This window comes from Nocardia sp. NPDC059236 (genome assembly GCF_042754085.1).
Classification (GTDB): domain Bacteria; phylum Actinomycetota; class Actinomycetes; order Mycobacteriales; family Mycobacteriaceae; genus Nocardia.
The window spans coordinates 52,319-75,652 of the sequence record NZ_JBHZAF010000014.1 but is presented as its reverse complement, the minus strand read 5'-3'; the positions used below and the strand labels follow the sequence as shown (position 1 = coordinate 75,652).

Genomic DNA, 23,334 nt, shown 5'->3' with positions numbered 1-23,334 from the left:
CAGGGGAGCAGTTCAGCTAGTGACAGCACAGTCGATCAGTGGCCCGCGGGCGGCTGAACCCGAATTGTGCCGTGTGTCCGTCATCGGGGGGAATACCCAGCTCGACGTCGGTCTGCCGGCCAACGTTCCGATCGCCGCCTTCATCGGTGATCTGGTGCGCCTCATCGAATCCCGCAATCCGGACCCGATCGGCGGCGAGGAGGGGGGAACTCCACTCCAGTCGCAGCATTGGACACTGGCCAAATTGGGACGCGACATGATCGCGCCCAGTCAGACGCTCAATGACGCCGAGATCTACGACGGCGAATTGCTGGTGCTGCGGGCGGTTTCCGCCAAGGAAGCGCCCGCGCTGTTCGACGACGTCATCGACGCTGTGTCGAGGCTCACGGCCGAGGAGTTCCGCAGCTGGTCCGTGACCGCCGCACGGTGGACCGGACTGGTGGCGGGGGTGGCCGCGGTCGCGTTCGCGGTTGTGCTGGGCCTGATCTCGCGATCCGGGGGTGACAAGTTCGTCGCGCCGCCCCTGCTGCTGGGCGGCGCCATCGCCGCGCTGGTCGCCGCCGCCATCGCCATGCGCAAGTACGCCGACGAGCTGACCGCGACCGTGCTCACGCTGTGCATGCTGCTGCTCACCTTCGGCGGCGCCGCGCTGGCCGTGCCCGGCTCGGTGGGCAGTCCGCACCTCATGCTCGGCGCGGCCGCGACCCTCCTGCTCGCCGTGGTCGGCTACCGCATCATCGGGGCCGGCGCCGCGGTGGTTTCCGCCGTCGTGACCGTGGTGATCCTCTCCGGAATCGGCGCGGCCGTGCGCATGATCTGGGATGCCGGGGTGCCGAAAGTGGCTGCGGGCGTACTGGTCGCGTCGATCATCGTGCTGTCGATGGTGCCGCGGCTGGCCGCCATGCTGGCACGACTACCCGTGCCGCCGGTGCCCACCGCCGGCGCCGCCATCGATCCGGCCGACCACGAACCCCGCCCCACCATCGAGGGCATCGGCGCCATCGGCGCGACCGTGCTGCCCTCCGCACACGGGCTCGGGCAGCGTGCCCGTACCGCCAATCAGTTCCAGACCGGCATCGTCATCGGCAGTGCGCTGGGCGCCGTCGCCGGTGCGCTCGGCACGGCCGACCCGCTGCACTCCGACCGCGGGCAGGGCATCGCCCTGGCCGTCGTCATCTCGATCATTCTCTGCCTGCGCGGACGCTCGTTCGCCGATCTCACCCAGGCCGCCACGCTGATCGCCAGCGGCTGTGTCACTTTCATCGGTCTGGCGGTGCTGCTGGCACTGTCCGACGACGGGATGCTGCTCGTCTCCGCCGGGCTGCTGCTGGTATTCGCGGTGGGGGCCATCGGATTCGGCGTCATCGGGCCGCACGTCGAGGTCACCCCGGTCACCCGGCGCTTCAACGAGCTGTTCGAATACGGCCTGATCGTGTCGATCGTCCCGTTGGTGCTGTGGATCATGGACGTCTACTCGACGGCTCGGAACATATGAGTCGGCGTCCTGGAAACTGGGCGCGAACACTGTGTGCGGGGGCGATTCTCGGCGGTGCGTTGCTGGGGCCGCAGGGCACCGCGGCGGCCACCGTCACCCAGCCCGATCCTGACCTCTCCCATATCGGGGATGCGCAGGCGCTGGCCGGCAAGCCCGCGCCACCGGTGCCGACCCAGAAGAACGCGGTCTGCGTCGAACAGTCGCTGAAGGGCGACACCCCGCGCGATGAACCCGTCGCGCAGAAGGTGCTCGACCTGCCCGGGGCCTGGCAGGCCAATCCGGGGCCGAACCACAGGGGCGCGGGGCAGAAGGTCGCCGTGATCGACACGGGTGTGAATCGGCATCCGCGGCTGGCGAACCTGCAGGGCGGCGGGGACTACGTCTCCGACGGCGACGGCACCACCGAGGACTGCGACGGCCACGGCACCCTGGTCGCGGGCATCATCGCCGCTCAGCCCAGCGCGGACGACGCGTTCGTGGGAGTCGCGCCGGACGCGGAGATCCTGTCGATCCGTCAGCTCAGCGACGCCTACAAGGCCAAGGACTCCAATGGCGGGGACACGCCGGGCAGCATGAGCAAGTCGGGGTACGGCAATATGCAGACCCTCGCCGCAGCCGTGGTGCGCGCGGTGAATATGGGTGCGACCGTTATCAATATCTCCGAGGACGCCTGCACGGCCGCCGGTGGCGACACCGCGGACAGCGCGCTCGGCGACGCCGTGCGTTTCGCCTACGAACAGAACGTGGTCGTGGTCGTCGCCGCCGGCAATGTGGACCAGGCCAATGGCTGCGGAACGCAGAACGACCAGTACAGCAATACCAAGACCAGCTGGGACAAGGTGAAGACCATCTCCAGCCCGGCCTGGTTCAACAAGTACGTGCTGGCGGTCGCCTCGGTCGATCCCAGCGGCGGACCCTCCAGCTTCTCGCTCTACGGTCCGTGGGTCGGTGTCGCGGCGATCGGGACCAACATCGTCTCGCTCGACAACAAGCCCGGCGGAACCGGGCTGGTCAACGCCACCGGGCTCGATTCGGGCCAGAAGGCCATCAACGGAACCAGTTTCGCGGCGCCGTACGTGGCGGGCCTGGCGGCGCTGGTGCGGGCGAAGTACCCGGACTGGACCGCGCGGCAGGTGATGAACCAGATCATGCTCACCGCGCATCAGCCCGGCACCGGCCACGATGACCGCGTCGGCGCGGGCCTGATCGATCCGGTCGCCGCCCTCACCGCGCAGTTCCCGGCGAGCACGCTCACCGCGGACACGCCCGAGCTGCCGATCCATGTCGGGGCCGCGAAATCCCAGGCCTTCCCCACACCGCAAAAGCCTGCCGGCCCACCGCGATTGCCGCGGCTGGTCGCCACCGTCGGAACCCTCGTCTGTCTGTCCGCGCTGGGAATCGGTCTCGCCGTGTCGATTCCGTTCCGGCGACGCCGCCGCGACGACGAGCTACCCGACCTCGATTCCTAACGACCGGAGAAATACCCATGGCTACCGAAGGTTTCGTGCGCCGGCCCCGCATCGCCCCACCCCGCGCCCCGGGCGGTGAGATGGCGCTGACCGCGCCGCCGGAGATTCCGCGTCCGGTGCCCGCGCCGCTCATGAGCAAGCTCATGCCGGTCGTCATGGTGGTCGCCATGATCGGCATGCTCGCCATGATGAGCCTGATGGGCCGGTCGATGCTGTCCAACCCGTACATGATGATGATGCCGATGATGATGATCATGTCGATGGCCGGCATGCTCATGGGTCAGCGCGGCAGCAGCAAGAGCTCCTCGGAGCTGAACGAGGAACGCAAGGACTACTTCCGGTACCTCGATCAGACCCGCCGCGAGGTCCGGCGCACCGGGCAGAAGCAGTTGGAGACGCTGGTCTGGAGTCATCCGGAACCGGCTGACCTGCCGTCCATCGTAGGCACCCGGCGCATGTGGGAGCGGCGGCCCAACGATCCCGACTTCGGGCATGTGCGCGTCGGCATCGGCACGCATCGGCTCGCGGCCAAGCTGGCGCGGCCGGAAACCGGTCCGCTGGAGGATCTGGAACCGGTCTCCACGGTGGCGTTGCGTCGTTTCGTGCGAACGCATTCCGTGGTGCACCACCTGCCGACGGCGGTGTCGCTGCGCGCCTTCCCCGCCATCAATGTCGAAGGACCGGCCGAGGATGTGCGCGGGCTGGTGTGGTCGATGCTCATGGAGCTCACCGCGTTCCACGGCCCCGACCACGTCGCCGTCGCCATCGTCACGGCCGAACCCGACTGCGAGGCCTGGGCGTGGGCGAAATGGCTGCCGCACGTGCAGCATTCGAGCCAGCGCGACGGCATGGGCGCGGCTCGCATGATCTACGGCTCGCTCGGTGAGCTGGAGACGGCGCTCGCCGACGATCTGCTCGAGCGCGGGCGGTTCATGCGCAATCCGCAACCGACGCAGGGGCGCATGCACCTGGTCGTCATCATCGACGACGGATATGTCAGCGGCAGTGAGCGTTTGATCAGCGAGTCCGGTCTGGACGCGGTCACCGTCATCGACCTGAGCGCCGCCGAGAACAGCCTGGCCGCGCGGCGCGGGCTGCAGCTCGTCGCGGTCGGGGGAGAGGTGTTCGCCAAGAGCGCGGCAGGCACCGAGAAGTTCGCCAATGCCGACAGCGTGACCCTCGCCGAGGCGGAGGCGTTCTCGCGCAGCCTGGCTCGCTTCCGCATCGCCACCGCGGCGCAGATCGTCAGCCTCGGCGACAACACCTCCGCCGCCGACCCCGGCCTGATGAACCTGCTCAAGATTCCGGACGCGTCCCAGATCGACCCGGCCAAGGTGTGGCGGCCGCGCGCCGGACGCGAGCGACTACGTGTGCCCATCGGCATCACCCCCGACGGGACGCCCGTCGAGATCGACATCAAGGAATCCGCCGAGAACGGTATGGGTCCGCACGGTCTCTGCATCGGCGCGACCGGCTCTGGTAAGTCGGAATTCCTTCGCACACTGATTCTTTCGATGGTCACCACGCACTCGCCGGATCAGCTCAACCTGATCCTGGTCGACTTCAAGGGTGGTGCGACGTTCCTCGGTATGGACCCGCTGCCGCACGTGGCGGCGGTCATCACCAACCTCGAAGAAGAGCTCTCGCTCGTCGACCGTATGCGCGACGCGCTCGCCGGTGAGATGAACCGGCGGCAGGAACTGCTGCGCTCCGCGGGCAACTTCGCCAATGTCAACGAGTACGAGAAGGCCCGCGCGGCCGGCGTGCCGCTCGACCCGCTGCCCGCGCTGTTCGTGGTCATCGACGAGTTCTCCGAATTGCTCTCGCAGAAGCCGGATTTCGCGGATCTGTTCGTCATGATCGGCCGACTGGGCCGCTCGCTCCACGTCCACCTGCTGCTCGCCTCGCAGCGGCTGGAGGAGAACAAGATGCGCGGCCTCGACTCGCATCTGTCCTATCGCATCGGTCTGCGTACGTTCTCGGCCAACGAATCCCGCGCGGTGCTCGGCATCACCGACGCCTATCACCTGCCCGGTGTTCCGGGTTCCGGCTACCTCAAGAGCGATGCCTCGGATCCGTTGCGGTTCAACGCGACCTATGTATCGGGTCCCTACGTCGCGCCCCGGGCGGCCCGGCAGGCCGCGGACGGCACCACCGTCGTGGAAGCGCCGCCGCGCGAATTCACCGCCGCGATGGTCGAAATCCTCGAGCAGCCCGAACCGGAGAACCCGTTCGATCCGCTCGACCTGCTGCCGCCCCCGCCGCCGACGGGCGACGAAGGCCTGCCCGACAGCCTGCTCCAGACAGTCGTGAAACGCCTGACCGGTCACGGCCGCCCGGCCCACGAGGTCTGGCTGCCGCCGCTGGACGAGTCGCCGACCGTGGACATGCTGCTGCCGGATCCGGACTGGCGGTCGCCGGTCAACCGGCACGGGCAGCTGTGGATGCCGATCGGCATCATCGACAAGCCCTATGAGCAGCGCCGCGACGTTCTCACCATCAATCTCGCCGGGGCGCAGGGCAATGTCGCCGTGGTCGGCGGCCCGCAGTCCGGCAAGTCCACCACGCTGCGCACCATCATCATGTCCGCGGCGGCCACGCACACGCCCGAACAGGCGCAGTTCTACTGCCTCGACTTCGGTGGTGGCTCCATGGCGGGTCTGGTCGGCCTGCCGCACGTGGGTTCGGTCGCCGGCAAGCTCGACTCCGACAAGGTGCGGCGCACCATCGCCGAACTCGCCACCCTGCTGCGCGAACGCGAAGAGCGCTTTGCCGCCCAGGGTATCGAATCCATGGCCGAATTCCGGCGGCGCAAGCACGCCGCGCTGGCCTCGGACCGCGCCGACGACCCGGTACTGGCCGACCGATTCGGCGACGTGTTCCTGGTGATCGACAACTGGCAGGTCGTCCGCGAGGAATTCGACAGCCTGGAGCCGGTGGTCGGACAGCTTGCCGCCCAGGGTCTTTCGTACGGCATCCACGTGATCCTGGGCGCGAACCGCTGGGGCGAGATCCGGGCCTCGGTGAAGGACATGATCGGTACCCGCATCGAGCTGCGCCTGGGTGACCCCTCCGACTCCGAGATGGGCCGCCGCGTCGCGGTGAACGTCCCGCTCAACCGGCCCGGCCGCGGTCTCACCGCGGACCAGCTGCACATGCTCATCGCCATGCCGCGCCTGGACTCCGACACCAATGTCCAGAATCTGGCCGAGGGTGTGGCCGCCGCGCGCACCGAGATGCAGGCCATCTGGGGCGAACGCCGCGCACCCGCCGTTCGCACGCTGCCCGGTAGCGTGCCCCGCGAACAGGCGCTGGAACTGGCCCGCCGGCACGGAATTCAGCAGAGCCCCACCAAGGTGGTCATCGGCATCGGCGAATCCGAACTGCAGCCGATCGTCCTGGATTTCAGCTCCGACCCGCACTTCATGGTCTTCTCCGAAGTCGAATCGGGTAAGACCACGGTGCTGCGCAACATCATTCGCGGCCTGGCGGAGAGCTCCAATGCCGACACGGCCCGCGTCATCCTCATCGACTACCGCCGAACTCTGCTGGGTGTGCTGGAAGGCGACCAGCTGGCCGGGTACTCCACCTCCTCGCAGACCTGTGGCGGCATGATCAAGGAAGTGGTCAACTACCTCTCCAAGCGCATTCCCGGCTCCGACATCACCCCCCAGCAGCTGCGCGACCGCGACTGGTGGACCGGCCCGGAGATCTACGTCGTGGTCGACGACTACGACATGGTCGTCGCGGGCGGAAACCCCCTGGGCGCCTTGGTGGAGCTCCTACCGCAGGCCCGCGACATCGGCCTGCACGTCATCATCTCGCGCAATATGGGTGGCATCTCCCGAGCCCTCTACGACCAGGTCCTGGGCTCGATGAAGAACCTGTCGGTCCCCGCCCTCCTCATGAGCGGCTCCCGGGACGAGGGCAAACTCATCGGCGACATCCGCCCCATGCGCCTCCCACCCGGCCGCGGCATCCTCTGGTCCCGCTCCCGCGGCGACGAAATGATCCAAATCGCCGACCTCCCCGCGCTGTAACCAGGCGGCGCACAAGGAAGTCGCATGAACATCGGCCCCGGCTCGATACCCGGCGGCCACCGCATCGAACGCGCGCACGGGAGCGGCGGAATGGGCACGGTCCACCTGGCCACCCACCCCGCCCTGCCCCCGGCGCGACGCCTTCTGGCCCCACCTCGCCGAGGACCCGAATTCCGTGCCCGCTTCGACCGCGAGGCGAATCGCGACCATCCGGACATCGTCGCCGTCCACAGCACGGTGTCTGCGGACGCGCGACCTCGCCGAAAGCGTCTACGCCGGTGACGATCCGAAACTGCGCCGCTGAGATGCAGTAGCCGCAGGGCTATGTGGGCGCCGTCCCCGGCTCGGTGATCGCGCCGGGGAGGGTGCGCAGGAGTGGGTTGTGGCTGAGGGACCAGATGGTGGTGGGGTCCGTGTTCAGGGGGAAGCGCGTGGTTTCGCCTGCCGCCAGGGTGAGGGTCGGGCGCGTCGTGACGGGGTGGGGCCAGGCTGCGGTGGGGCGTTCGAAGAGGGCTCGGGAGGGGCCGGTGGCTTCGGGGCCGGCGATGCGGGCGAGGTGGAAGCCGGCGCGGCGGTAGTAGGCATGGAGGTCGGTGTTGGTGGTCCAGGCGTCGAGGCGGACCCAGGTGCGGTGCTGTTCGCGGGCCAGGTGGGCGGCGTGCGCCAGGAGGGCTTCGCCGACGCGGGTTCCGGCGAAGCGGAGGTCGACGATCATGTAGTGGATGATCACGGCGTCGGCGAGTTCGCCGGGGGACCAGAGGTTTTCGTCGGCGCGGTCGTTGACGGTGATGGTGCCGGCCGCTTCGCCGTCCACCTCGGCGATCCAGGTCTCGCCCTGGCGGACCGCGTGGGCCACGAACCGGACGAAGGTCTCGATGGGGAGTCCTCGCCCGGCCCGGGTCCACTGGTCACTGCCGCGCGCCGCCAGCCAGCTCGTACGTTGCAGCCGGAACCGGGTGATGGTCCCAAGATCGGCGATGCGGGCGCGGCGCAGGTGCGGTTTCATGACGAACCGGGTAGCCGGGAATTACCGAAGGAATGGGAATTTCCGGACGGAAATGGAGCGCCCAGAGTTTTACGAATAATGTCCGTTCCTTCGTCATCGCCCAATTCGTATGCCAATCGGTTGCGGGCCGCTGTGGAACGATGGCGCGTCACTCGGGTGACGCGATCGTGGTTGGCTCCGATGCGGAGATGGTCGAGCAGTAGCGTACCCGGGCCCACGCCCAGCAGCGCCGCCTCCTCGGCCGTGGCGGGTCGGGCGACGATGGTGTCGCGATGGGCGGTCTCGGCGAATCCGCGTTCGGCGAGCCGCCGCGTGGTGCCCTCCGGAATGTCGTGCGGTGCGTCGATTCCGGTGGCTTCGGCCAGATCTCGCGGATAGAAGCTGACCTCCCACGACCACGGCTCGTTGTCCAGATACTGCATGATCGTGCGCGACACGACCCACTCGTCGCGCGCGACACCCAGCCAGTGCGCCACTTCCAGACTGGCCGGTTCCATTCTGGCGCTGAACTGTTTGGACGGCTCCCGACCCGCGGCGCGCGCGATCTCGGAGAAGATGTCGTGCGCCGCCTTCGGCCGGTCCGGCCGAATATGGTTGGTGACAACGGATTCCAGCACTTCCTGACTGCGCACGATGGTGCCCCGGGAAGTGGCTGTGTAAACCAGATTTTCGGCAACCAGGAGTTGAATTGCGTTGCGAGCAGTCGTAATCGAAACCTGCATCTGGTCGGCCAGCTCATTGTGACTCGGCAGTCGATCGCCCGGTTCCCACTTGCCGGCGCGGATCTCCTCGCGGAGGAGGTCTGCGATCCGTTGATATCTCGGACCGTCCGCCATCTCGCTCCTCGGTTGTTGCTTCAAGGCTCAGAAGTCTACTCCGGTAGTACTACTGCCGTGTAAGGCTTGACACCAGCATTCTGAGGTTTATTGTAATGAACGTCCTGAATGCGGTGTTGTTATACGTCGAAGAACGCGAGGCAACGTGGCAGGTTCGGAGACATCAAACACGGTCGTTGTGGCATTGCCCGACGTGTCCGCTTCGTATGCGGATATGGAGGCGCAGCCCTTGGCTGCCGGCCTATTGCCGACCTCCGACCTACTACTGCGCGCTTGTCGCGGTCACCGGGTGATCGGCGGACCCCTGCTGTGGTTCGCCCATGATCTCGCGGTGCTGCACGAGCGGCGGCTGGTCGGGCGCGGCGGTATCGGTCCGGAAACCGATCCCACCTCGATCGTCGAAACAAAGCGCCGCCGAATCGAATTGGTCATGGCCATCGACGACTGGATCGTGCGCTCGGTTCCCCAGCATCGGCTGGGTGCGACCCTGCACACCGAAACGGTCGGTTCGGTCATCGATCGCCTCGCAGAGGCTTCGGTTCGGGCTCATCACGCGTTGATGACCCTTGACGCGAATGATGAAATGCTACACGGCGCTTGGCACCATTTAGCCGAATTGTCGGACGCTTACGACGATCTCGTTCGTGATGTGCTCGCCGGTCGGCGGCGGCTGCCCGCCTGGTAATAACGAAACAACTGTGCGGTCCGGGCCCGAGGGCGGCCCGGACCGCCATGTTCCGCGCGAAAGATCATTTGCAATTGCAGTGCGCGGAGATGGCTACTTCGGCAGTTGTCGGATAGCCTCGTCGAGCAGATTCACGGCCTTGCCGCACGCATCTGGTGAATTCGACAGATCGGACACCGTGAGCTTCAGTTGCTCGGCATTGCCTTTATCCGTGGGCCGCACCAGATAACTGAGGTAGCAGTCGTTGCTGGAGCGTGCGCCGGTGACGTACGCGGTGAATTCGCCGGCCTGCAGGGTTTCGTAGGTCCACTCGTCCTGATCGGGACGGCTCTGGTCGACCAGGTCGACGCGGACCCAGCCGTCCCGGCCGATGGTCGCGCAGGCGTGCGGGGCGCGCTGATGGTCGGCGATATCCCCGACGATCTCCCGAATCGTGCTGTCCTGCACCACCGAACACGGGTCCACGCGCAGAATCGAATTCGACGGGACCGTCCGCTGCGGCACGTACGAGGTGAGCTGCTGCGCGACGGCGGTCAGTGCGTCCTCCGCCGCGGTGCAGGCGGTTCCCGGCTGGGCCGCGGGGTCCAGCTCCTCGGCCGACATCCGCAGCGGCACATTCCCGCCGGACTGGGTCACCAGCACGGCGTCGCATTTGTTGTCCGCGGCTCCGGCGCTGAGGATCGGGCCCCAGCCGGCAGTCCGGCCCGTCGGCGTCAACTGGTCCACACCGATGGAGTGGTCGGGAATGTCCAGGTTGTAGTGGACCTTGCGCTGCGTCGAATCGACCACGGTGGTGCCGCAGCCGCCCTCGGGCGAGGCTTGCGGATCACCGGTGCGCGTGCCGAGCTTGCCGGGCACCGCCTTGTCGATGACCGCGCAGAAGTCCAGCAGCCGCAATTCCATGGCCGTCAAGTCCAGTGACGGGTCCGTGCGCGGCTGGGCATGGCCGTCGGTCTGCGACGACCGGCTCAGCCCCGCCAGCGTGCCGCTCACCACCACCAGGCCGGTGACGGCCGCCGCCGCCCAGCCGATCGTGCGCCGCCGTCGACCGGCCAAGCGCGCCAGCTGATCCCGATAGCGGGTCTCCTGCTCACCGCTGGAAGCCCACCACTCGGCATCTGCTCGATGCGTCTCGATGAACTCCAGCACCGGTTGCGGCCACGCCGATTCCGCGGGAATGCGCTCCGCCTGCTCCAGCAGCTGACGCGCAGACGGGCGGTGCGCGTGATCGGGCGCCAGGCAGGACTCCACCAGTTTGCGCAGCGCATGCGGGACCGCCTGCAGATCCGGTGTGGCGGACATGGATCCGGTGGCGGCCAGGACCAGCAGCATGCCGACCGCGTAGATGTCGACGGCGGAGGTCACCGGCTCGCCCCCGGCCTGCTCGGGGGCCACGTAGGGCGCGGCGTCGGCGACGGCGTCCGAAGCGCCCTCGCCATCGCGTGCCCGGGTGATGCCGAAATCGATGATGCGCGGGCCCTCGGGCATCAGCAGGACATTGCCGGGCTTGAGATTCCGGTGCACCAGCACCGCCCGGTGCACCTCGATCAGGGCGGTGGCCAGGCCGATCGCCAGCAGGCGCAGGCCCGGCAACGGCAGCGGACCGCAGGCCGCAACGACCGTCGCGAGATCCGGCGCCGGCAGGTATTCGGTGGCAAGCCAGGGGCGTTCGGCATCCGCGTCACTGTCCACCACGGCCGCCGTATAGGGTCCGGTCAGCTGCTTGGTGGTCTCCAGCTCCCGCTGGAAGCGCGCCCGGAACTCCATATCCACGGTCTGCGAGCGGTGAATCTGCTTGACCGCCACCAGCTTTCCGGTGGGTGTGCGGCCCAGCAGCACCCGGCCCATATCGCCGGTGCCGATGACGGCGATCATATGGTGCGGGCCGATCCAGCGCGGATCGTCGGGCAGCAGTGCCTTCATCGCGGACCTCCCATGATCGCGTACTGCGCCGCCGCCAGCTGCCGGACATCGGTCTCGGTACTGCTGTAGACCACGGCCACATACCCGTCGCGCGCCACCACACAGCGATAGCGGCGGGCCTGCACGGATTTCGGGTCCGGGCGGGTCGCCTGCGAACAGGTTGCGGCGGTCAGGCCGCGGACATTACGCATCCAGGTGTACTCCGAATTCTCAGGGTCGGCGGCGAGGTCTCGGCCGTACTGTGCGGCGGCCTTCGAATCCCGCATCCGATACAGGTACTTGTTGTGGGACACCGCCAGCGCCGTCACGCCGCTGCCGGAATATTTGCCGAGAGTGTGCGGTGGCTCCGGTGAGAGCGCCGAGAAGGCGCGGACGCCGAAGGCGACCGCGATACCGAAGGAACCGGCCACCCCGAAGGGGCGCGCCGCCGCCCGCTGCTGCGGCGAGAGCGCGGTCTCGTGGAAGCCGCGATCGTCGGCCGAGATCCCGCCGCCGCGCACCGTCGTCAGGTCGGGATCGATATCGGTCGCGAAGACGATGTGATCCGCCAGCCGCACCGACTCGGCGAAGATCCCGCGGATCCGGCTCGGCTGCCGATCGAAGTCATCGTCGCCATGGATCGCGTACGGCCCGTAATCCGGTGCACCGCCGTCGGTCCCGCACGCGGTGGCCAGGACCAGCACGGCGGCACCCATTCCGGCGGCGCACCATCGCCCGGACCTCAGACGCATGCGTTCCTCTCACCCACCGGTCAGCGGTGGGCCGGCCGTACGTGCAAAACCCGCATCGCACCGAGGCGAGCGGCGCGATCGAGCCACAAACTAGCACCCGGCCGGTGCCGTGTCATGCGCAGCCGTCCCGGCCGAAGCCACTGCCCGCGAACGGATTCGGAACCGGCCCCGGCTCAGCCCCGATAGTGCCGGTGGTCGGCCCCGAAATCATCGGCGACGGTGGCCGCCAGCTCGACATACGCGCGTTTGGTGGGCTTGCTCAGGCGGTGCAGATCGATCTCCGCGCCCTCACCCAGATGCGCGTCGTAGGGGATGATGTGCACTGCGCGGCAACGCGACAGGAAATAGTCGCGCAGCTGATTGATGCCGACATTCGGGGCGCCCGGGCGCGGCAGGTTGATCACCACCACGGCATTGCGGACCAGATGATCGTGGCCGTGCAGCGACAGCCAGTCCAGGGTGGCGGCGGCACTGCGCGCGCCGTCGATGGCCGAGGACGAGATCAGCACCAGGGAGTGCGCCAGATCCAGCACACCCGCCATGGCCGAATGCATCAGGCCGGTACCGCAGTCGGTGAGGATGATGTTGTAGAAGCGCTGCAGAATGCGCGCGACAGCGCGGTACTCCTCCTCGCTGAACGCCTCCGAGGCCGCCGGATCCCGCTCACTGGCCAGCACCTCCAGGCGGCTGCTGCCCTGCGAAGTGTGGCGGCGCACATCCGAATACCGCTGAATCTGCCCGTCCAGCAACAGATCCCGCACCGTCGACCGGGTCTGTAGCGGCACCCGCTGCGACAACGTCCCGAAGTCCGGATTCGCGTCGACCGCGATTACCCGGTCCCCGCGAATCGAGGAGAAGATCGAGCCCAACCCCATGGTGGTCGTCGTCTTCCCGACGCCGCCCTTCAGCGACAGCACCGCGATCCGGTAATCCCCGCGCACCGGCTGCCGGATCCGCGCGACCAACTCCTGCAGCCGCCGCTCCTCCGCCGACATCCCGGGATTGATGGCGCCACCGGACATATGGTGCACGGCCCGTCGCCACCCCGACTCCGGAGCCTTCTTGGCCCGCCGCATCGGCACATCATCCAGCGACGGCACCGGACCACCGGCAAACCCGCGCGGCCCGCCCGCACCCCAGGCGCCCGGCCCGCCGACCCCCGGCTGCCCGGAAGCCGGCACACCGTACTGTCCCGGACCCCCGGCTTGCCCCGGCGCCGAGACGCCGTGCTGCCCTGGAGCACCGGCCTGTCCCGGCGCCATGCCGTACTGCCCGGGAACCGCTGCCTCCGGTTGACCCGGCGCACCCTGGCTCCCCGGCCCGCCGAACCCTTGCTGTCCCGGGCCGCCGGGCACACTGCCCGCATCCGGCCCGGATCCGTTCGGGTGAACAGCGCCCTGTTCCTGTCCCGGTGCGGCCCAGGGCATTTGTCCGCCAGCACCCATGCCCTGCGCTCCCGGACCACCGGCGTGCGGCCCGGTCAACCCGGCGGCTGCCGCCTCGGACATGGGCGCGTTCGCCCAAGGATTCGCGTCCGGGTTGGTGGCGTCCGCGCCACCCGGCATCGGCCCATCCGGCCCCTGCGCCCAAGGATTCAACTGCGGCGGAACAGCGCTCGCCGGGAGTCCCGGGGTCTGCTGCATCGGCGACATCCCCGAATCGGGACGGTCCGGACCATGCGCCTGCGGGCCGTTCAGACCTGCAACTGCTGCCTCGGACACGGGTACGTTCGCCCAGGGGTTCGCATCGGCATCGGGGTTGCCGGACGAACCGTCAGGATGGGTGAAATTCGGCCCCGGTGCCTGCCCCCACGGAGTCGGCTGCGGCGGAACAGGACCCGCCGCGAACCCTGGAGTCGACTGCATCGGTGGAAGCCCGGAATCCGCCGCCGGCGGCATCGCCTGTGCGCCCGGGAAGGGGCCCGGAACCGGTGGCGAGGGCGGCATCCACTGGCCGCCATTACCGGACATCTGCGCGCCGGGACCCGGAATCTGGGGCAGGGGCGGGCGGTTGTCGTTCTGGCCGGGGGTGGGCGGGGTGGAATTCCCTTGCGGTGCAGGGGGTACGGGGTCGCCGGGGTGGGGGTCCGACGGCTGCGGGAGTGGGACTTCTGTGGCGCGGTGACGGCCCGGGGTCATCGACTGGTCGAAAGCGGTGTTCGGGTCGGCTTGTTCGCCGTCGGCGGGCGCGCCGGTCAGACCGGCCGGGGCGATGATGCCGGAGCCGGTCGCATCCAGGTCGCCCGGAGCCGGGGGCAGGGGCGGGTGCGCCATTTTGGTCGTGGCGTCGGCCGGATCGGCTGCGGTATCGGCTTCGCCGGGGGCCGGGGGCAGCGGCGGGCGCGCGGCGCGGAGCGCCGGATCGTTTGCGGCCGAGTCGACTTCACCGGGGGAGGGTGGGAGCGGCGCCCGGGTGGTCGGATCCGCCGGGGGACGCGCGGGGTCGGCCGGGCCGGGAGTACCCGCGGCCGATGCACCGGCGAGGGAGGCGCCCCTCGGATGCGACTCAGCTGCGCTCGGGCCCTGTGGTGAGTTCGGCGAAGACGGCAGTGGCGGCGGGGTGAAGTCGGATTTCGCCTGCTGCGGTTGCGCCGGAGCGGACAGCTCGGCCGGATCCACGGGCTCGGCGGGCGGCGTGGGCGGCGTCGAGAATTGCGGACCCTGCACCGGTCCCAGCGGACCCGAATGCGGGGCCGGCCGAGCCGGTTCGGCGCTGGCGATGCGCTGCGTCGGATCAACCGGGGGCGTCGGCGGGGGCGAGAACTGCGGACCGGGCGTGGGTCCGAGCGGGCCCGAATGAGGGCCCGGGCGAGCCGATTCCGGGGCGGCCGGGTGTGCAGGTTGCCCTCCATTAGCTGGAGGAATGTCGAAGCGAGGCCCCTGCGGAAGGTCGGGTGCCTGGCCGGGATGCGGTGCGCCGCCGAAGCCTTGACCGTTGGGCGGCGTCGAGCCTTGCCCGTTGTGCGGCCCGGGCGCAGGGCGCTGGCCGTTCTGCGGGAGCTGGGTCGGGGTTTGGCCATTCGGCGGTTGTGCCGGGCCGTGGCCATTGGGCTGTGGCGGTCGTGTGTTGTGTCCGTTGGACTGCTGGTTGGCGCTGCCCGACTGGTCGCCGCGGTGCGGAAGGTTGAAGTGGGTGCCGGGGTCGCGGATCGGCATCGGGGTGGCTGGTTGTGAGGCCCACGGATTCGGCTCGGCGCCACCGGAGGTGGGGGCGGGATTCGCGGCGGGCGGCTGGGTGGTGGGCTCGGGTGGCGCGTCCTTGCGAGGCTTGCGCCGGCCGAAGAGGCCGCGGCCGCCCTTCTGCTCGGGGATGACCTCGTCCTGGGGGAGGTTCTCGACGGGAGCCTCGTAACCGGTTGCGGCGACGTCGCTCTCGGAGAGCCAGGGGGGGAGCATTGGGAGTCCGTCGTTCTCGCGACTCACATCTACCCCCGGTGTTCGATTGAGCGTGCAGGACAGCGCGTAGTTTAGCGATCTCCGACGGGTGCGCGCCCGGCGTATCTCGTCCGCCCGGTGGGGCGCTGCGCGCAACCGGTGGCATCGCCCGTGCACAGCGGGGCACGTCACGGCACCCGTATTTGGCCGGGTCTGGGGAAACGGGTAAGCTAGGTCGCTGGTGACTTACATAGTGGTTGTGGCATGTCCTAGTGCCGCCTCCAGTGAGTATGTCACCGGGTTGGCCGCAATGCACCACCAACTTCGGGGCCGACCTGCCGTAATGAGCTTGAACCAACCAGGTTCAGCCTAACCGGGATCGCGGAGGATATGGCGAAGAAGGAAGGGGCCATCGAGGTCGAGGGCCGGGTTATCGAGCCGTTGCCCAACGCGATGTTCCGGATCGAGCTGGAAAACGGTCACAAGGTGCTGGCCCACATCAGCGGCAAGATGCGGCAGCACTACATCCGCATCCTGCCCGAGGACCGCGTCGTCGTGGAGCTGTCGCCCTACGACCTGACCCGCGGCCGCATCGTCTACCGCTACAAGTGAGTCACCCCCGCGGGTGCCAAAGACTTCCGGGGCGCGAGTCCCGGGTTTTCCCCGGTCAAACCGGCCGGGGAAAAACTGTGTTCACGGCCAGTGAACACCGACCCAGATTGGATCTGACGTGAAGGTTCAGCCGTCCGTCAAGCCGATCTGCGAGAAGTGCAAGGTGATCCGCCGCCACGGTCGGGTCATGGTGATCTGCGAGAACCTGCGCCACAAGCAGCGTCAGGGCTGATTGCGGCCTCGTGCCGTGATCGCCGGGACAGTGGATTCTTCACGCCCCCGGTCGCTCACCGCCAAGCACCGAACGCGATTCGGATTGGCAACAAAGAAGAACTCCCAGCGCCAGTCGCCGTCGCCGAGTCCCGTAGGGGACGGATGGCGGCCCACCCCCGGTACGGAGGCCGGGGCCCCACTCACGAGGGGACGGACAGGGAGCAGACCTCCGCAAAAGTAAGGAATCGCCAACCATGGCACGTCTGATGGGCGTCGACCTCCCGCGCGAAAAGCGCATGGAGATCGCGCTGACCTACATCTTCGGCATCGGCCGTACCCGCGCCAAGGAGATCCTGGACGTTACCGGCGTCAGCCCGGACCTGCGTTCCAAGGACCTCAGCGATGACGACCTGACCAAGCTCCGCGACTACATCGAGTCGCAGGACTTCAAGGTCGAGGGTGACCTGCGCCGCGAGGTGCAGGCTGACATCCGTCGCAAGATCGAGATCGGCTGCTACCAGGGCATCCGCCACCGTCGTGGCCTGCCTGTGCGTGGCCAGCGGACCAAGACCAACGCCCGCACGCGCAAGGGTCCGAAGAAGACCGTCGCCGGCAAGAAGAAGTAGGGATAGCGCATGCCTCCGAAGAGCCGGGCCTCGGGCCCGAAGAAGACTCAGAAGTCGCGTCGCCGGGATAAGAAGAACATCCCGCACGGCCACGCGCACATCAAGAGCACGTTCAACAACACGATCGTGTCCATCACCGACCCCGAAGGCAACGTCATCTCCTGGGCGTCCTCCGGCCACGTCGGTTTCAAGGGCTCGCGTAAGTCGACCCCGTTCGCCGCGCAGCTGGCCGCCGAGAACGCTGCCCGCAAGGCGCAGGAGAACGGCGTCAAGAAGGTCGACGTCTTCGTGAAGGGCCCGGGTTCGGGCCGCGAGACCGCGATCCGTTCGCTCCAGGCCGCGGGCCTGGAGGTCGGCACGATCTCCGATGTCACCCCGCAGCCGCACAACGGCTGCCGTCCGCCCAAGCGGCGTCGCGTCTAAGCGGGAAGGAAAAGGTACAGAACAATGGCTCGTTATACAGGCCCCATTACCCGCAAGTCGCGTCGTCTGCGTGTCGACCTCGTCGGAGGCGACCAGGCGTTCGAGCGTCGTCCTTACCCGCCCGGCCAGCACGGCCGCGCGCGGATCAAGGAATCCGAGTACCTCATGCAGCTGCAGGAGAAGCAGAAGGCTCGCTTCTCGTACGGCGTCATGGAGAAGCAGTTCCGCAAGTACTACGAAGAGGCGAACCGCCAGAAGGGCAAGACCGGCGACAACCTGCTGCGTCTGCTCGAGGCTCGTCTGGACAACGTCGTGTACCGCGCCGGTCTGGCCCGTACCCGTCGTGGCGCCCGCCAGCTGGTCTCGCACGGCCACTTCACCGTCAACGGTGTGAAGGTCGATGTGCCCAGCTTCCAGGTCTCGCAGTACGACATCATCGATGTCAAGCCGAAGTCGCTGGCCATGTACCCCTTCCAGGTGGCGCGTGAGACCGTCGGCGATCGCCCGATCCCGGGCTGGCTGCAGGTCGTTCCCGGCCGCCTGCGGATCCTGGTGCACCAGCTCCCCGAGCGTGCGCAGATCGATGTTCCGCTGCAGGAACAGCTGATCGTCGAGTTCTACTCGAAGTAATAGGTGCGCGTACGCGCGCCGCTGGTTGCGGCCCCGGTGTAACCGCCAGGGCCGCAACAGTTCCCAATCGTGAGCGTCAAATGGTGGGCGCTCGAAGGAGGAAGAAATGCTGATTTCACAGCGACCGACGCTGACCGAAGAGGTCGTGTCCGAGAACCGGTCGCGGTTCACCATCGAACCGCTGGAGCCGGGCTTCGGTTACACCCTCGGCAACTCGCTGCGCCGCACGCTGCTGTCGTCGATTCCTGGTGCCGCTGTCACCAGCATCCGCATCGACGGCGTGCTGCACGAGTTCACCACCGTCCCGGGCGTGAAGGAGGATGTCACCGACATCATCCTGAACCTCAAGGGCCTGGTCGTGTCGTCCGAAGAGGACGAGCCGGTCACCATGTACGTGCGCAAGCAGGGCCCGGGCACCGTCACCGCCGGTGACATCGTCCCCCCGGCGGGCGTGACCGTGCACAACCCGGATATGCACATCGCCACCCTGAACGACAAGGGCAAGCTGGAGATCGAGCTCGTGGTCGAGCGCGGTCGCGGCTACGTCCCGGCCGTGCAGAACAAGGCGTCGGGTGCGGAAATCGGCCGGATTCCGGTTGACTCGATCTACTCGCCGGTTCTGAAGGTGACGTACAAGGTCGAGGCCACCCGTGTCGAGCAGCGCACCGACTTCGACCGGCTCATCCTGGATGTCGAGACCAAGAACTCGATCTCCGCGCGGGATGCGCTGGCGTCGGCGGGCAAGACCCTGGTCGAGCTGTTCGGTCTCGCGCGCGAGCTGAACGTCGAGGCCGAGGGCATCGAGATCGGCCCCTCGCCGGCCGAAGCGGACCACATCGCTTCGTTCGGCCTGCCGATCGAGGACCTGGATCTCACCGTGCGGTCGTACAACTGCCTCAAGCGTGAAGGCGTGCACACCGTCGGCGAGCTGGTCGCCCGCACCGAGTCGGACCTGCTGGACATCCGCAACTTCGGTCAGAAGTCCATCGACGAGGTCAAGGTCAAGCTGCACTCGCTCGGCCTGTCCCTCAAGGATTCTCCGGCTTCCTTCGATCCGTCCTCCGTCGTCGGCTACGACGCGGCCAGCGGCACCTGGAGCGACAGCGGTTCGTTCAGCGACACCGACAACGGCGAGCAGGACTACGCCGAGACCGAACAGCTTTAGGTCATTCGGGGTGTAGCGCCCCGAATCGGCCTTCAACACAGGAGATTCAAACAATGCCCAAGCCCAAGAAGGGTGCCCGCTTCGGCGGGACGGCGTCGCACCAGAAGGCGATCTTCGCCAACCTGGCGACGGCGCTCTTCGAGCACGGTCGCATCACGACCACCGAGGCCAAGGCCAAGGCGCTGCGCCCCTACGCCGAGAAGCTTGTCACCAAGGCGAAGGGCGGCACCCTGGCCGACCGTCGCGAGGTCATGAAGGTGATCCGCTCCAAGGACGTCGTGCACGCCCTGTTCGCGGAGATCGGTCCCTCGTTCGAGGGCCGTGAGGGTGGCTACACCCGCATCATCAAGACCATCCCCCGCAAGGGTGACAACGCTCCGATGGCGATCATCGAGCTGGTCCGCGAGAAGACCGTGACCAACGAGGCCGACCGTGCCCGTCGTGTCGCCGCTTCGCAGAAGGCTGCCGAGGCTCCGGCCGAGGCCAAGGCCGAAGAGGCTGTCGCCGAGGCTCCGGCCGAAGAGGCTGTCGCCGAGGACAAGGCCGCGGAGTAAATCCGGTCCTTCGGACTCGACAAGGGGTTTCAGGGGCATCCCCTGAAACCCCGAGGGTGAGATTCCATGAGTGAGCCCGCCGTCCCCTCCGGGTCGGCGGGCTTTCTCCATGTTAACCAGGAGATCGCTGTGACCGTGGAGGATCCGACGCCCGAACCGGTTTCGATTCGGGTACGGCTGGACATCAGTTACGACGGCACCGATTTCACCGGCTGGGCGCGCCAGCCCGGCCTGCGCACCGTGCAGGGCGTCCTGGAGGATGCGCTGAGCAAGGTGCAGCGCGAGCCCATCCAGCTCACCGTGGCCGGGCGCACCGACGCGGGCGTGCACGCGGAAGGTCAAGTCGCGCACTTCGATACGCACACCGAGGTGGACGGCCCCAAGCTGGTGCACCGGCTGGCGCGCTTCCTGCCGAAGGATGTGCGCGTCAAGGCGGCCCGCCTCGCGCCGCCCCAGTTCGACGCCCGCTTCTCCGCCATCCGCCGCCACTACGCCTACCGTCTGACCACGGCTCCCTTTGGCGCGGAACCGCTTCGGGCGCGCAGTGTCGTCCCCTGCCGCCCGGGCCCCGATATCGAGGCCATGCGTGAGGCGTCCCGAAAACTGTTGGGCCTGCACGATTTCGCCGCCTTCTGCCGCCGCCGTGAGGGCGCGACCACCATCCGCGAACTGCAGCGCTTCGACTGGGTCCAGGAGGGCGACCTGCTGACCGCCTATGTCAGCGCCGACGCCTTCTGCTGGTCCATGGTCCGGAGCCTGGTCGGCGGTGTACTGGCCGTGGGGGAAGGCCGCCGCACGCCCGCCTGGATCGCCGGTCTGCTGAACGAGCGTGAGCGCTCGAGCTCCGTCACCGTGGCCCCGGCCCACGGCCTGTCGCTGATCGCGGTCGACTACCCCGACGACGCCGACCTGGCCGCCCGCAATGCCCAGACCCGCGAGGTCCGCACCGTTCCCGACCCCGAAGGTTGCTGCGGCGACTGACTCGTCCTGAACCCGTGTGGCACACGCCAACCGGCCTGCCGAATACTGACAAGCGACCGCGCTGACGCCGTGTTCCACCAACTGGTGTGCGGTCTCGGCCGTTTCGGCCTTCGGAAGCAGCCGCGCACCAGGGCCGGACCACATGCGTCGGCTGCATCGTCCAACCACAGGTTGGTCGGCGGCGCGTTCGGCCGCACCGTGAGTGGGCACGAAATATAAAGGGCGACCTTCTTTTTGGTTCGGGGGTGCGAAGTTTCGCTTTGCGGCGTGTTGGCCGGGGTGCGGGCGGATAGTCCTCGGTATGGGGAAATCGAAGCGAGGCCGTGGGGGTCGAAAGCACAAGGGCGGGCGTGGCGGCGTGCGACGGCCGGAGCGGGCGCTCGTACCGGACGAGGATGAGTTCGCCCGGTTCGACGGACAGGGGTTCGATCTGCGGGAGCCGATCGACCGTGTGCTGGCGGAGGCTGCCGAGTTGGCGGACGACACCGATCCTCTGGAGGTCGAATTCCTGGTCGCCGGTCTGCTCGCCGGGGGCGACGAGGATCTAGGCTTCGCCAAGCTGTTCGGCGCGTGGGCTGTGCTCGTGCTCGAGGAGCGGGCGACCTCGGATGCCTTGGGCACGCTGCGCGCCCTGGCCCGGCTCTCGACCGCCGAGCTGTCGCGTGCGGCACGAGCCGCGGCGGATCGGCTCGAGGCGCAGGGGGTGAGCGTGCCGGTCTGGTCCGTCCGGTCGGCCGCCCCGCTGCGGGCGGTCGCGTGCACCCGCTCGACTGCCATCGGCGCTTCGGTGCTCGTCGGCAGTTTCGAACGCGCGGACCGCATCCATACCTTCCTGGTCTGGATGCTCCATGACGGTGAGGAGACCGCGGAGGTCATCGACCTGCTCCCGGGCGATCGGACGGCCGTGGCGCAGCAGTTGGCCGGCGCGGACCTGCCCGGCGTCACGGAGCGGCTGTCGCCGTGGGAGTTTCGCCGGCAGGTGGAGGCGGCGCTGGATCGGCGGGCGCGTCGGGAGCGTGCGGCGCTGATGGCGGATCTCGACGTGTTCGACAACCCGGACGACGACGACCCGGAAGCCGATCTGCCGCCGTATGCGCTCGCCGCGACGGTACTGCGCGCGCAGCTGCGGACGATCGACGCGACCGTTCGATGTGGTCCGGCCTGCACGGCGGGCGGGGCGGCGAATTCGATGTCGGGTGGAAATGACAGGCATGTGATTGCGGATGGGGGTATGAGTGAAAGTGCAAGTCCGGGATGAAGATTCGTGGTGCGAGTTGCGGGGAATGGGGAAATTCGGGCGATGTGATGAAAGTTGGATGTTGTTAAGGGAATTCGCGGATCGGGGCGGGCGTGGGGTGCGAGAATCGGGCGATGAGGGGCGGCGTCGAGCCCGCGGTGATGGAGGTTCGGTCCACACCGGAGGTTTCGCAGCAGGAGACTTTCGAGGAATGGGAGGCCGTTGTCGCAGCGGCCTACGTTCCGCTGGTGGTGACACCGGTGCGGTCGGGGGAGTTCCGGGCGCGCATCGTGCAATCGCGATTCGACGGCATCGATGTGTCCATGGTGACGGCCAGCGGTCAGCACCTCAGCCGGATACCGCGGCTCCTCCACGAGCCCGAGGAACCCATTCTGTTCGCCAGCGTGACCACGCACGGGCACGGCTGGCTGGAGCAGGACGGGCGGGTCGGGGAACTCGCCGACGGCGGGCTCACCCTGCACGTCAGTTCCCGGCCCTTCAGCGCGCATTTCGAGCAGTCCTGGGGCGTGGTGGCGGTGCAGGTGCCGCTGGCGGAGGTGGTGGGGGCGTCGGGGGTGCCGGCGGACCGGCTGCCGACCGCGGTGCGCTTCCCGCCCGAGGGGGCGGCCGGCATCGTGGGCCGCTTCTTCTGCGGCCTGGCGCAATTGCAGTACACCGCACCGGACCAGGCGGCGGTGCTGGCCAAACACGGTACGGGACTGCTCGCTTCGGTGGTGCAGCTGGCGGCGGGCGATCTGCCGCGCGACGAACCCGCGCAGGCGCTGGCCAAACAGCGGGCGCTGGCGTTCATCCAACGCCATTACGCCGACCCGGAACTCACCGTCGATCAGGTGGCCGGCGCCTGCGCGGTGTCACGCCGCACCCTGTACCGGTTGTTCGAGCACGGCGAGGACGGTGTGGCGGCCATGCTCCGGCGCATGCGGATCGAGCGGGCCCTGGCCCTGATCCGCACCGATCCGACTCGGCCGCTGCTGTCCGTGGGCCGGGCATCGGGCTTCGTGTCCGAGCGGCAGTTCTATCGGGCCTTCAAACGCGAGATGGGGATGACCCCTGGCGAATTCCGGTCGAGTCATGCCTGATCAGGAGGTGTGTCGGGGCTGACGTCAATTGGCAGTGATCTGGCACGCGCGGGCAGTCACAGCGGCGCGGCGGATGGGAATACTGGTGAGGCGCCACCCGGTCGCCGCCTTCGAGCCGCCGGCGACCGGGCAGGCGGCCTATCCGGATCGGCTTGATTACCAGGACAATCCGGACGACTGGTCCGTTTTGTCGCATCGGTCGGCTTCATTCGCAGTTTCCCGGCGTCCGGTAAT

At 68.2% G+C, this 23,334-nt stretch carries 20 protein-coding genes; 15 read left to right on the top strand and 5 right to left on the bottom strand.

What is annotated here, in order from left to right; genetic code table 11:
• The first annotated feature begins 73 nt into the window (after nt 1-73).
• The 4 genes from eccD to ACFXIV_RS31470 are packed head-to-tail and all read left to right on the top strand — an operon-like array spanning nt 74 to nt 7,286.
• Nucleotides 74-1,495 (top strand): type VII secretion integral membrane protein EccD, encoded by a 1,422-nt coding sequence (gene eccD, locus ACFXIV_RS31485; RefSeq protein WP_379394614.1) that lies wholly within the window; start codon nt 74-76, stop codon nt 1,493-1,495.
• The gene (mycP, locus tag ACFXIV_RS31480; protein WP_379394616.1) at nt 1,492-2,964 is read left to right on the top strand and encodes a type VII secretion-associated serine protease mycosin; all 1,473 of its coding nucleotides are present in this window, start codon (nt 1,492-1,494) and stop codon (nt 2,962-2,964) included. Before eccD ends, mycP begins: the two co-directional genes overlap by 4 nt.
• A gap of 17 nt (nt 2,965-2,981) precedes the next feature.
• Entirely contained in the window at nt 2,982-7,004 is a 4,023-nt protein-coding gene (gene eccCa / locus ACFXIV_RS31475; RefSeq protein WP_379394618.1) for a type VII secretion protein EccCa, read from the top strand.
• Nucleotides 7,005-7,028: 24 nt separating this feature from the next.
• Nucleotides 7,029-7,286 carry a hypothetical protein gene (locus ACFXIV_RS31470; protein ID WP_379394620.1) on the top strand — a complete coding sequence of 86 codons (258 nt, stop codon included), beginning with the start codon at nt 7,029-7,031 and terminating at the stop codon, nt 7,284-7,286.
• Nucleotides 7,287-7,326: 40 nt separating this feature from the next.
• Here ACFXIV_RS31470 and ACFXIV_RS31465 read toward each other — a convergent pair whose 3' ends face one another.
• A complete protein-coding gene (locus ACFXIV_RS31465; RefSeq protein ID WP_379394622.1) occupies nt 7,327-8,010 on the bottom strand; it encodes a GNAT family N-acetyltransferase in 684 nt (227 codons plus the stop codon).
• A complete protein-coding gene (locus ACFXIV_RS31460; RefSeq protein WP_379394624.1) occupies nt 8,007-8,846 on the bottom strand; it encodes a GntR family transcriptional regulator in 840 nt (279 codons plus the stop codon). The genes ACFXIV_RS31465 and ACFXIV_RS31460 overlap by 4 nt, the downstream gene beginning before the upstream one ends.
• A gap of 331 nt (nt 8,847-9,177) precedes the next feature.
• On the opposite strand from ACFXIV_RS31460, the gene ACFXIV_RS31455 reads away from it, so the two are divergent.
• Complete coding sequence (locus ACFXIV_RS31455) at nt 9,178-9,531, top strand: DUF4254 domain-containing protein (protein ID WP_354830395.1); 354 nt, start codon at nt 9,178-9,180, stop codon at nt 9,529-9,531.
• A gap of 93 nt (nt 9,532-9,624) precedes the next feature.
• Here ACFXIV_RS31455 and ACFXIV_RS31450 read toward each other — a convergent pair whose 3' ends face one another.
• The 3 genes from ACFXIV_RS31450 to ACFXIV_RS31440 all read right to left on the bottom strand — a co-directional run bounded on the left by ACFXIV_RS31450 (nt 9,625) and on the right by ACFXIV_RS31440 (nt 15,580).
• The gene (locus ACFXIV_RS31450) at nt 9,625-11,454 is read right to left on the bottom strand and encodes a protein kinase (protein WP_379394628.1); all 1,830 of its coding nucleotides are present in this window, start codon (nt 11,452-11,454) and stop codon (nt 9,625-9,627) included.
• A complete protein-coding gene (locus ACFXIV_RS31445; protein WP_379394630.1) occupies nt 11,451-12,149 on the bottom strand; it encodes a hypothetical protein in 699 nt (232 codons plus the stop codon). Before ACFXIV_RS31445 ends, ACFXIV_RS31450 begins: the two co-directional genes overlap by 4 nt.
• Nucleotides 12,150-12,358: 209 nt before the next feature.
• Nucleotides 12,359-15,580: an AAA family ATPase gene (locus ACFXIV_RS31440; protein ID WP_379394632.1), complete on the bottom strand. Its 3,222-nt coding sequence runs from the start codon at nt 15,578-15,580 to the stop codon at nt 12,359-12,361.
• Between the two features lie 369 nt (nt 15,581-15,949).
• Here ACFXIV_RS31440 and infA point away from each other — a divergent pair, with 369 nt between their 5' ends.
• From infA to ACFXIV_RS31390, 10 genes are all read left to right on the top strand, one after another.
• Complete coding sequence (gene infA / locus ACFXIV_RS31435; RefSeq protein ID WP_040804562.1) at nt 15,950-16,171, top strand: translation initiation factor IF-1; 222 nt, start codon at nt 15,950-15,952, stop codon at nt 16,169-16,171.
• A gap of 118 nt (nt 16,172-16,289) precedes the next feature.
• Nucleotides 16,290-16,403, top strand: a complete 114-nt coding sequence (rpmJ, locus tag ACFXIV_RS31430; RefSeq protein ID WP_033085975.1) for a 50S ribosomal protein L36 — start codon at nt 16,290-16,292, stop codon at nt 16,401-16,403.
• A gap of 235 nt (nt 16,404-16,638) precedes the next feature.
• Entirely contained in the window at nt 16,639-17,010 is a 372-nt protein-coding gene (gene rpsM, locus ACFXIV_RS31425; RefSeq protein WP_040855471.1) for a 30S ribosomal protein S13, read from the top strand.
• Between the two features lie 9 nt (nt 17,011-17,019).
• Nucleotides 17,020-17,433, top strand: a complete 414-nt coding sequence (gene rpsK, locus ACFXIV_RS31420; RefSeq protein WP_040855472.1) for a 30S ribosomal protein S11 — start codon at nt 17,020-17,022, stop codon at nt 17,431-17,433.
• A gap of 24 nt (nt 17,434-17,457) precedes the next feature.
• A complete protein-coding gene (gene rpsD / locus ACFXIV_RS31415) occupies nt 17,458-18,063 on the top strand; it encodes a 30S ribosomal protein S4 (protein WP_213557958.1) in 606 nt (201 codons plus the stop codon).
• Nucleotides 18,064-18,169: 106 nt separating this feature from the next.
• Nucleotides 18,170-19,228, top strand: coding sequence for a DNA-directed RNA polymerase subunit alpha (locus tag ACFXIV_RS31410; protein WP_040855475.1), 1,059 nt, complete (start codon nt 18,170-18,172; stop codon nt 19,226-19,228).
• 53 nt (nt 19,229-19,281) lie between these two features.
• Nucleotides 19,282-19,782, top strand: a complete 501-nt coding sequence (rplQ, locus tag ACFXIV_RS31405) for a 50S ribosomal protein L17 (protein WP_379394634.1) — start codon at nt 19,282-19,284, stop codon at nt 19,780-19,782.
• Nucleotides 19,783-19,848: 66 nt separating this feature from the next.
• Nucleotides 19,849-20,763 carry a tRNA pseudouridine(38-40) synthase TruA gene (gene truA / locus ACFXIV_RS31400; RefSeq protein ID WP_379394636.1) on the top strand — a complete coding sequence of 305 codons (915 nt, stop codon included), beginning with the start codon at nt 19,849-19,851 and terminating at the stop codon, nt 20,761-20,763.
• Nucleotides 20,764-21,064: 301 nt separating this feature from the next.
• Nucleotides 21,065-22,021, top strand: coding sequence for a hypothetical protein (locus tag ACFXIV_RS31395; protein WP_379394638.1), 957 nt, complete (start codon nt 21,065-21,067; stop codon nt 22,019-22,021).
• Nucleotides 22,022-22,134: 113 nt separating this feature from the next.
• Nucleotides 22,135-23,100, top strand: coding sequence for a helix-turn-helix domain-containing protein (locus ACFXIV_RS31390; RefSeq protein WP_379394640.1), 966 nt, complete (start codon nt 22,135-22,137; stop codon nt 23,098-23,100).
• The last annotated feature ends 234 nt before the right edge of the window (nt 23,101-23,334 follow it).

What these genes read in the sequence shown, in the direction of transcription:
- ACFXIV_RS31470 (WP_379394620.1), top strand. Translation starts at nt 7,029, where the DNA reads ATGAACATCGGCCCCGGCTCGATACCCGGCGGCCACCGCATCGAACGC.
- ACFXIV_RS31445 (WP_379394630.1), bottom strand. Translation starts at nt 12,149, where the DNA reads ATGGGTGCCGCCGTGCTGGTCCTGGCCACCGCGTGCGGGACCGACGGC.
- ACFXIV_RS31410 (WP_040855475.1), top strand. Translation starts at nt 18,170, where the DNA reads ATGCTGATTTCACAGCGACCGACGCTGACCGAAGAGGTCGTGTCCGAG.
- rpsD (WP_213557958.1), top strand. Translation starts at nt 17,458, where the DNA reads ATGGCTCGTTATACAGGCCCCATTACCCGCAAGTCGCGTCGTCTGCGT.
- ACFXIV_RS31450 (WP_379394628.1), bottom strand. Translation starts at nt 11,454, where the DNA reads ATGAAGGCACTGCTGCCCGACGATCCGCGCTGGATCGGCCCGCACCAT.
- rpsM (WP_040855471.1), top strand. Translation starts at nt 16,639, where the DNA reads ATGGCACGTCTGATGGGCGTCGACCTCCCGCGCGAAAAGCGCATGGAG.
- ACFXIV_RS31440 (WP_379394632.1), bottom strand. Translation starts at nt 15,580, where the DNA reads ATGCTCCCCCCCTGGCTCTCCGAGAGCGACGTCGCCGCAACCGGTTAC.
- infA (WP_040804562.1), top strand. Translation starts at nt 15,950, where the DNA reads ATGGCGAAGAAGGAAGGGGCCATCGAGGTCGAGGGCCGGGTTATCGAG.
- truA (WP_379394636.1), top strand. Translation starts at nt 19,849, where the DNA reads ATGAGTGAGCCCGCCGTCCCCTCCGGGTCGGCGGGCTTTCTCCATGTT.
- ACFXIV_RS31465 (WP_379394622.1), bottom strand. Translation starts at nt 8,010, where the DNA reads ATGAAACCGCACCTGCGCCGCGCCCGCATCGCCGATCTTGGGACCATC.
- mycP (WP_379394616.1), top strand. Translation starts at nt 1,492, where the DNA reads ATGAGTCGGCGTCCTGGAAACTGGGCGCGAACACTGTGTGCGGGGGCG.
- eccCa (WP_379394618.1), top strand. Translation starts at nt 2,982, where the DNA reads ATGGCTACCGAAGGTTTCGTGCGCCGGCCCCGCATCGCCCCACCCCGC.
- ACFXIV_RS31395 (WP_379394638.1), top strand. Translation starts at nt 21,065, where the DNA reads ATGGGGAAATCGAAGCGAGGCCGTGGGGGTCGAAAGCACAAGGGCGGG.
- rpsK (WP_040855472.1), top strand. Translation starts at nt 17,020, where the DNA reads ATGCCTCCGAAGAGCCGGGCCTCGGGCCCGAAGAAGACTCAGAAGTCG.
- ACFXIV_RS31460 (WP_379394624.1), bottom strand. Translation starts at nt 8,846, where the DNA reads ATGGCGGACGGTCCGAGATATCAACGGATCGCAGACCTCCTCCGCGAG.
- ACFXIV_RS31390 (WP_379394640.1), top strand. Translation starts at nt 22,135, where the DNA reads ATGAGGGGCGGCGTCGAGCCCGCGGTGATGGAGGTTCGGTCCACACCG.
- rplQ (WP_379394634.1), top strand. Translation starts at nt 19,282, where the DNA reads ATGCCCAAGCCCAAGAAGGGTGCCCGCTTCGGCGGGACGGCGTCGCAC.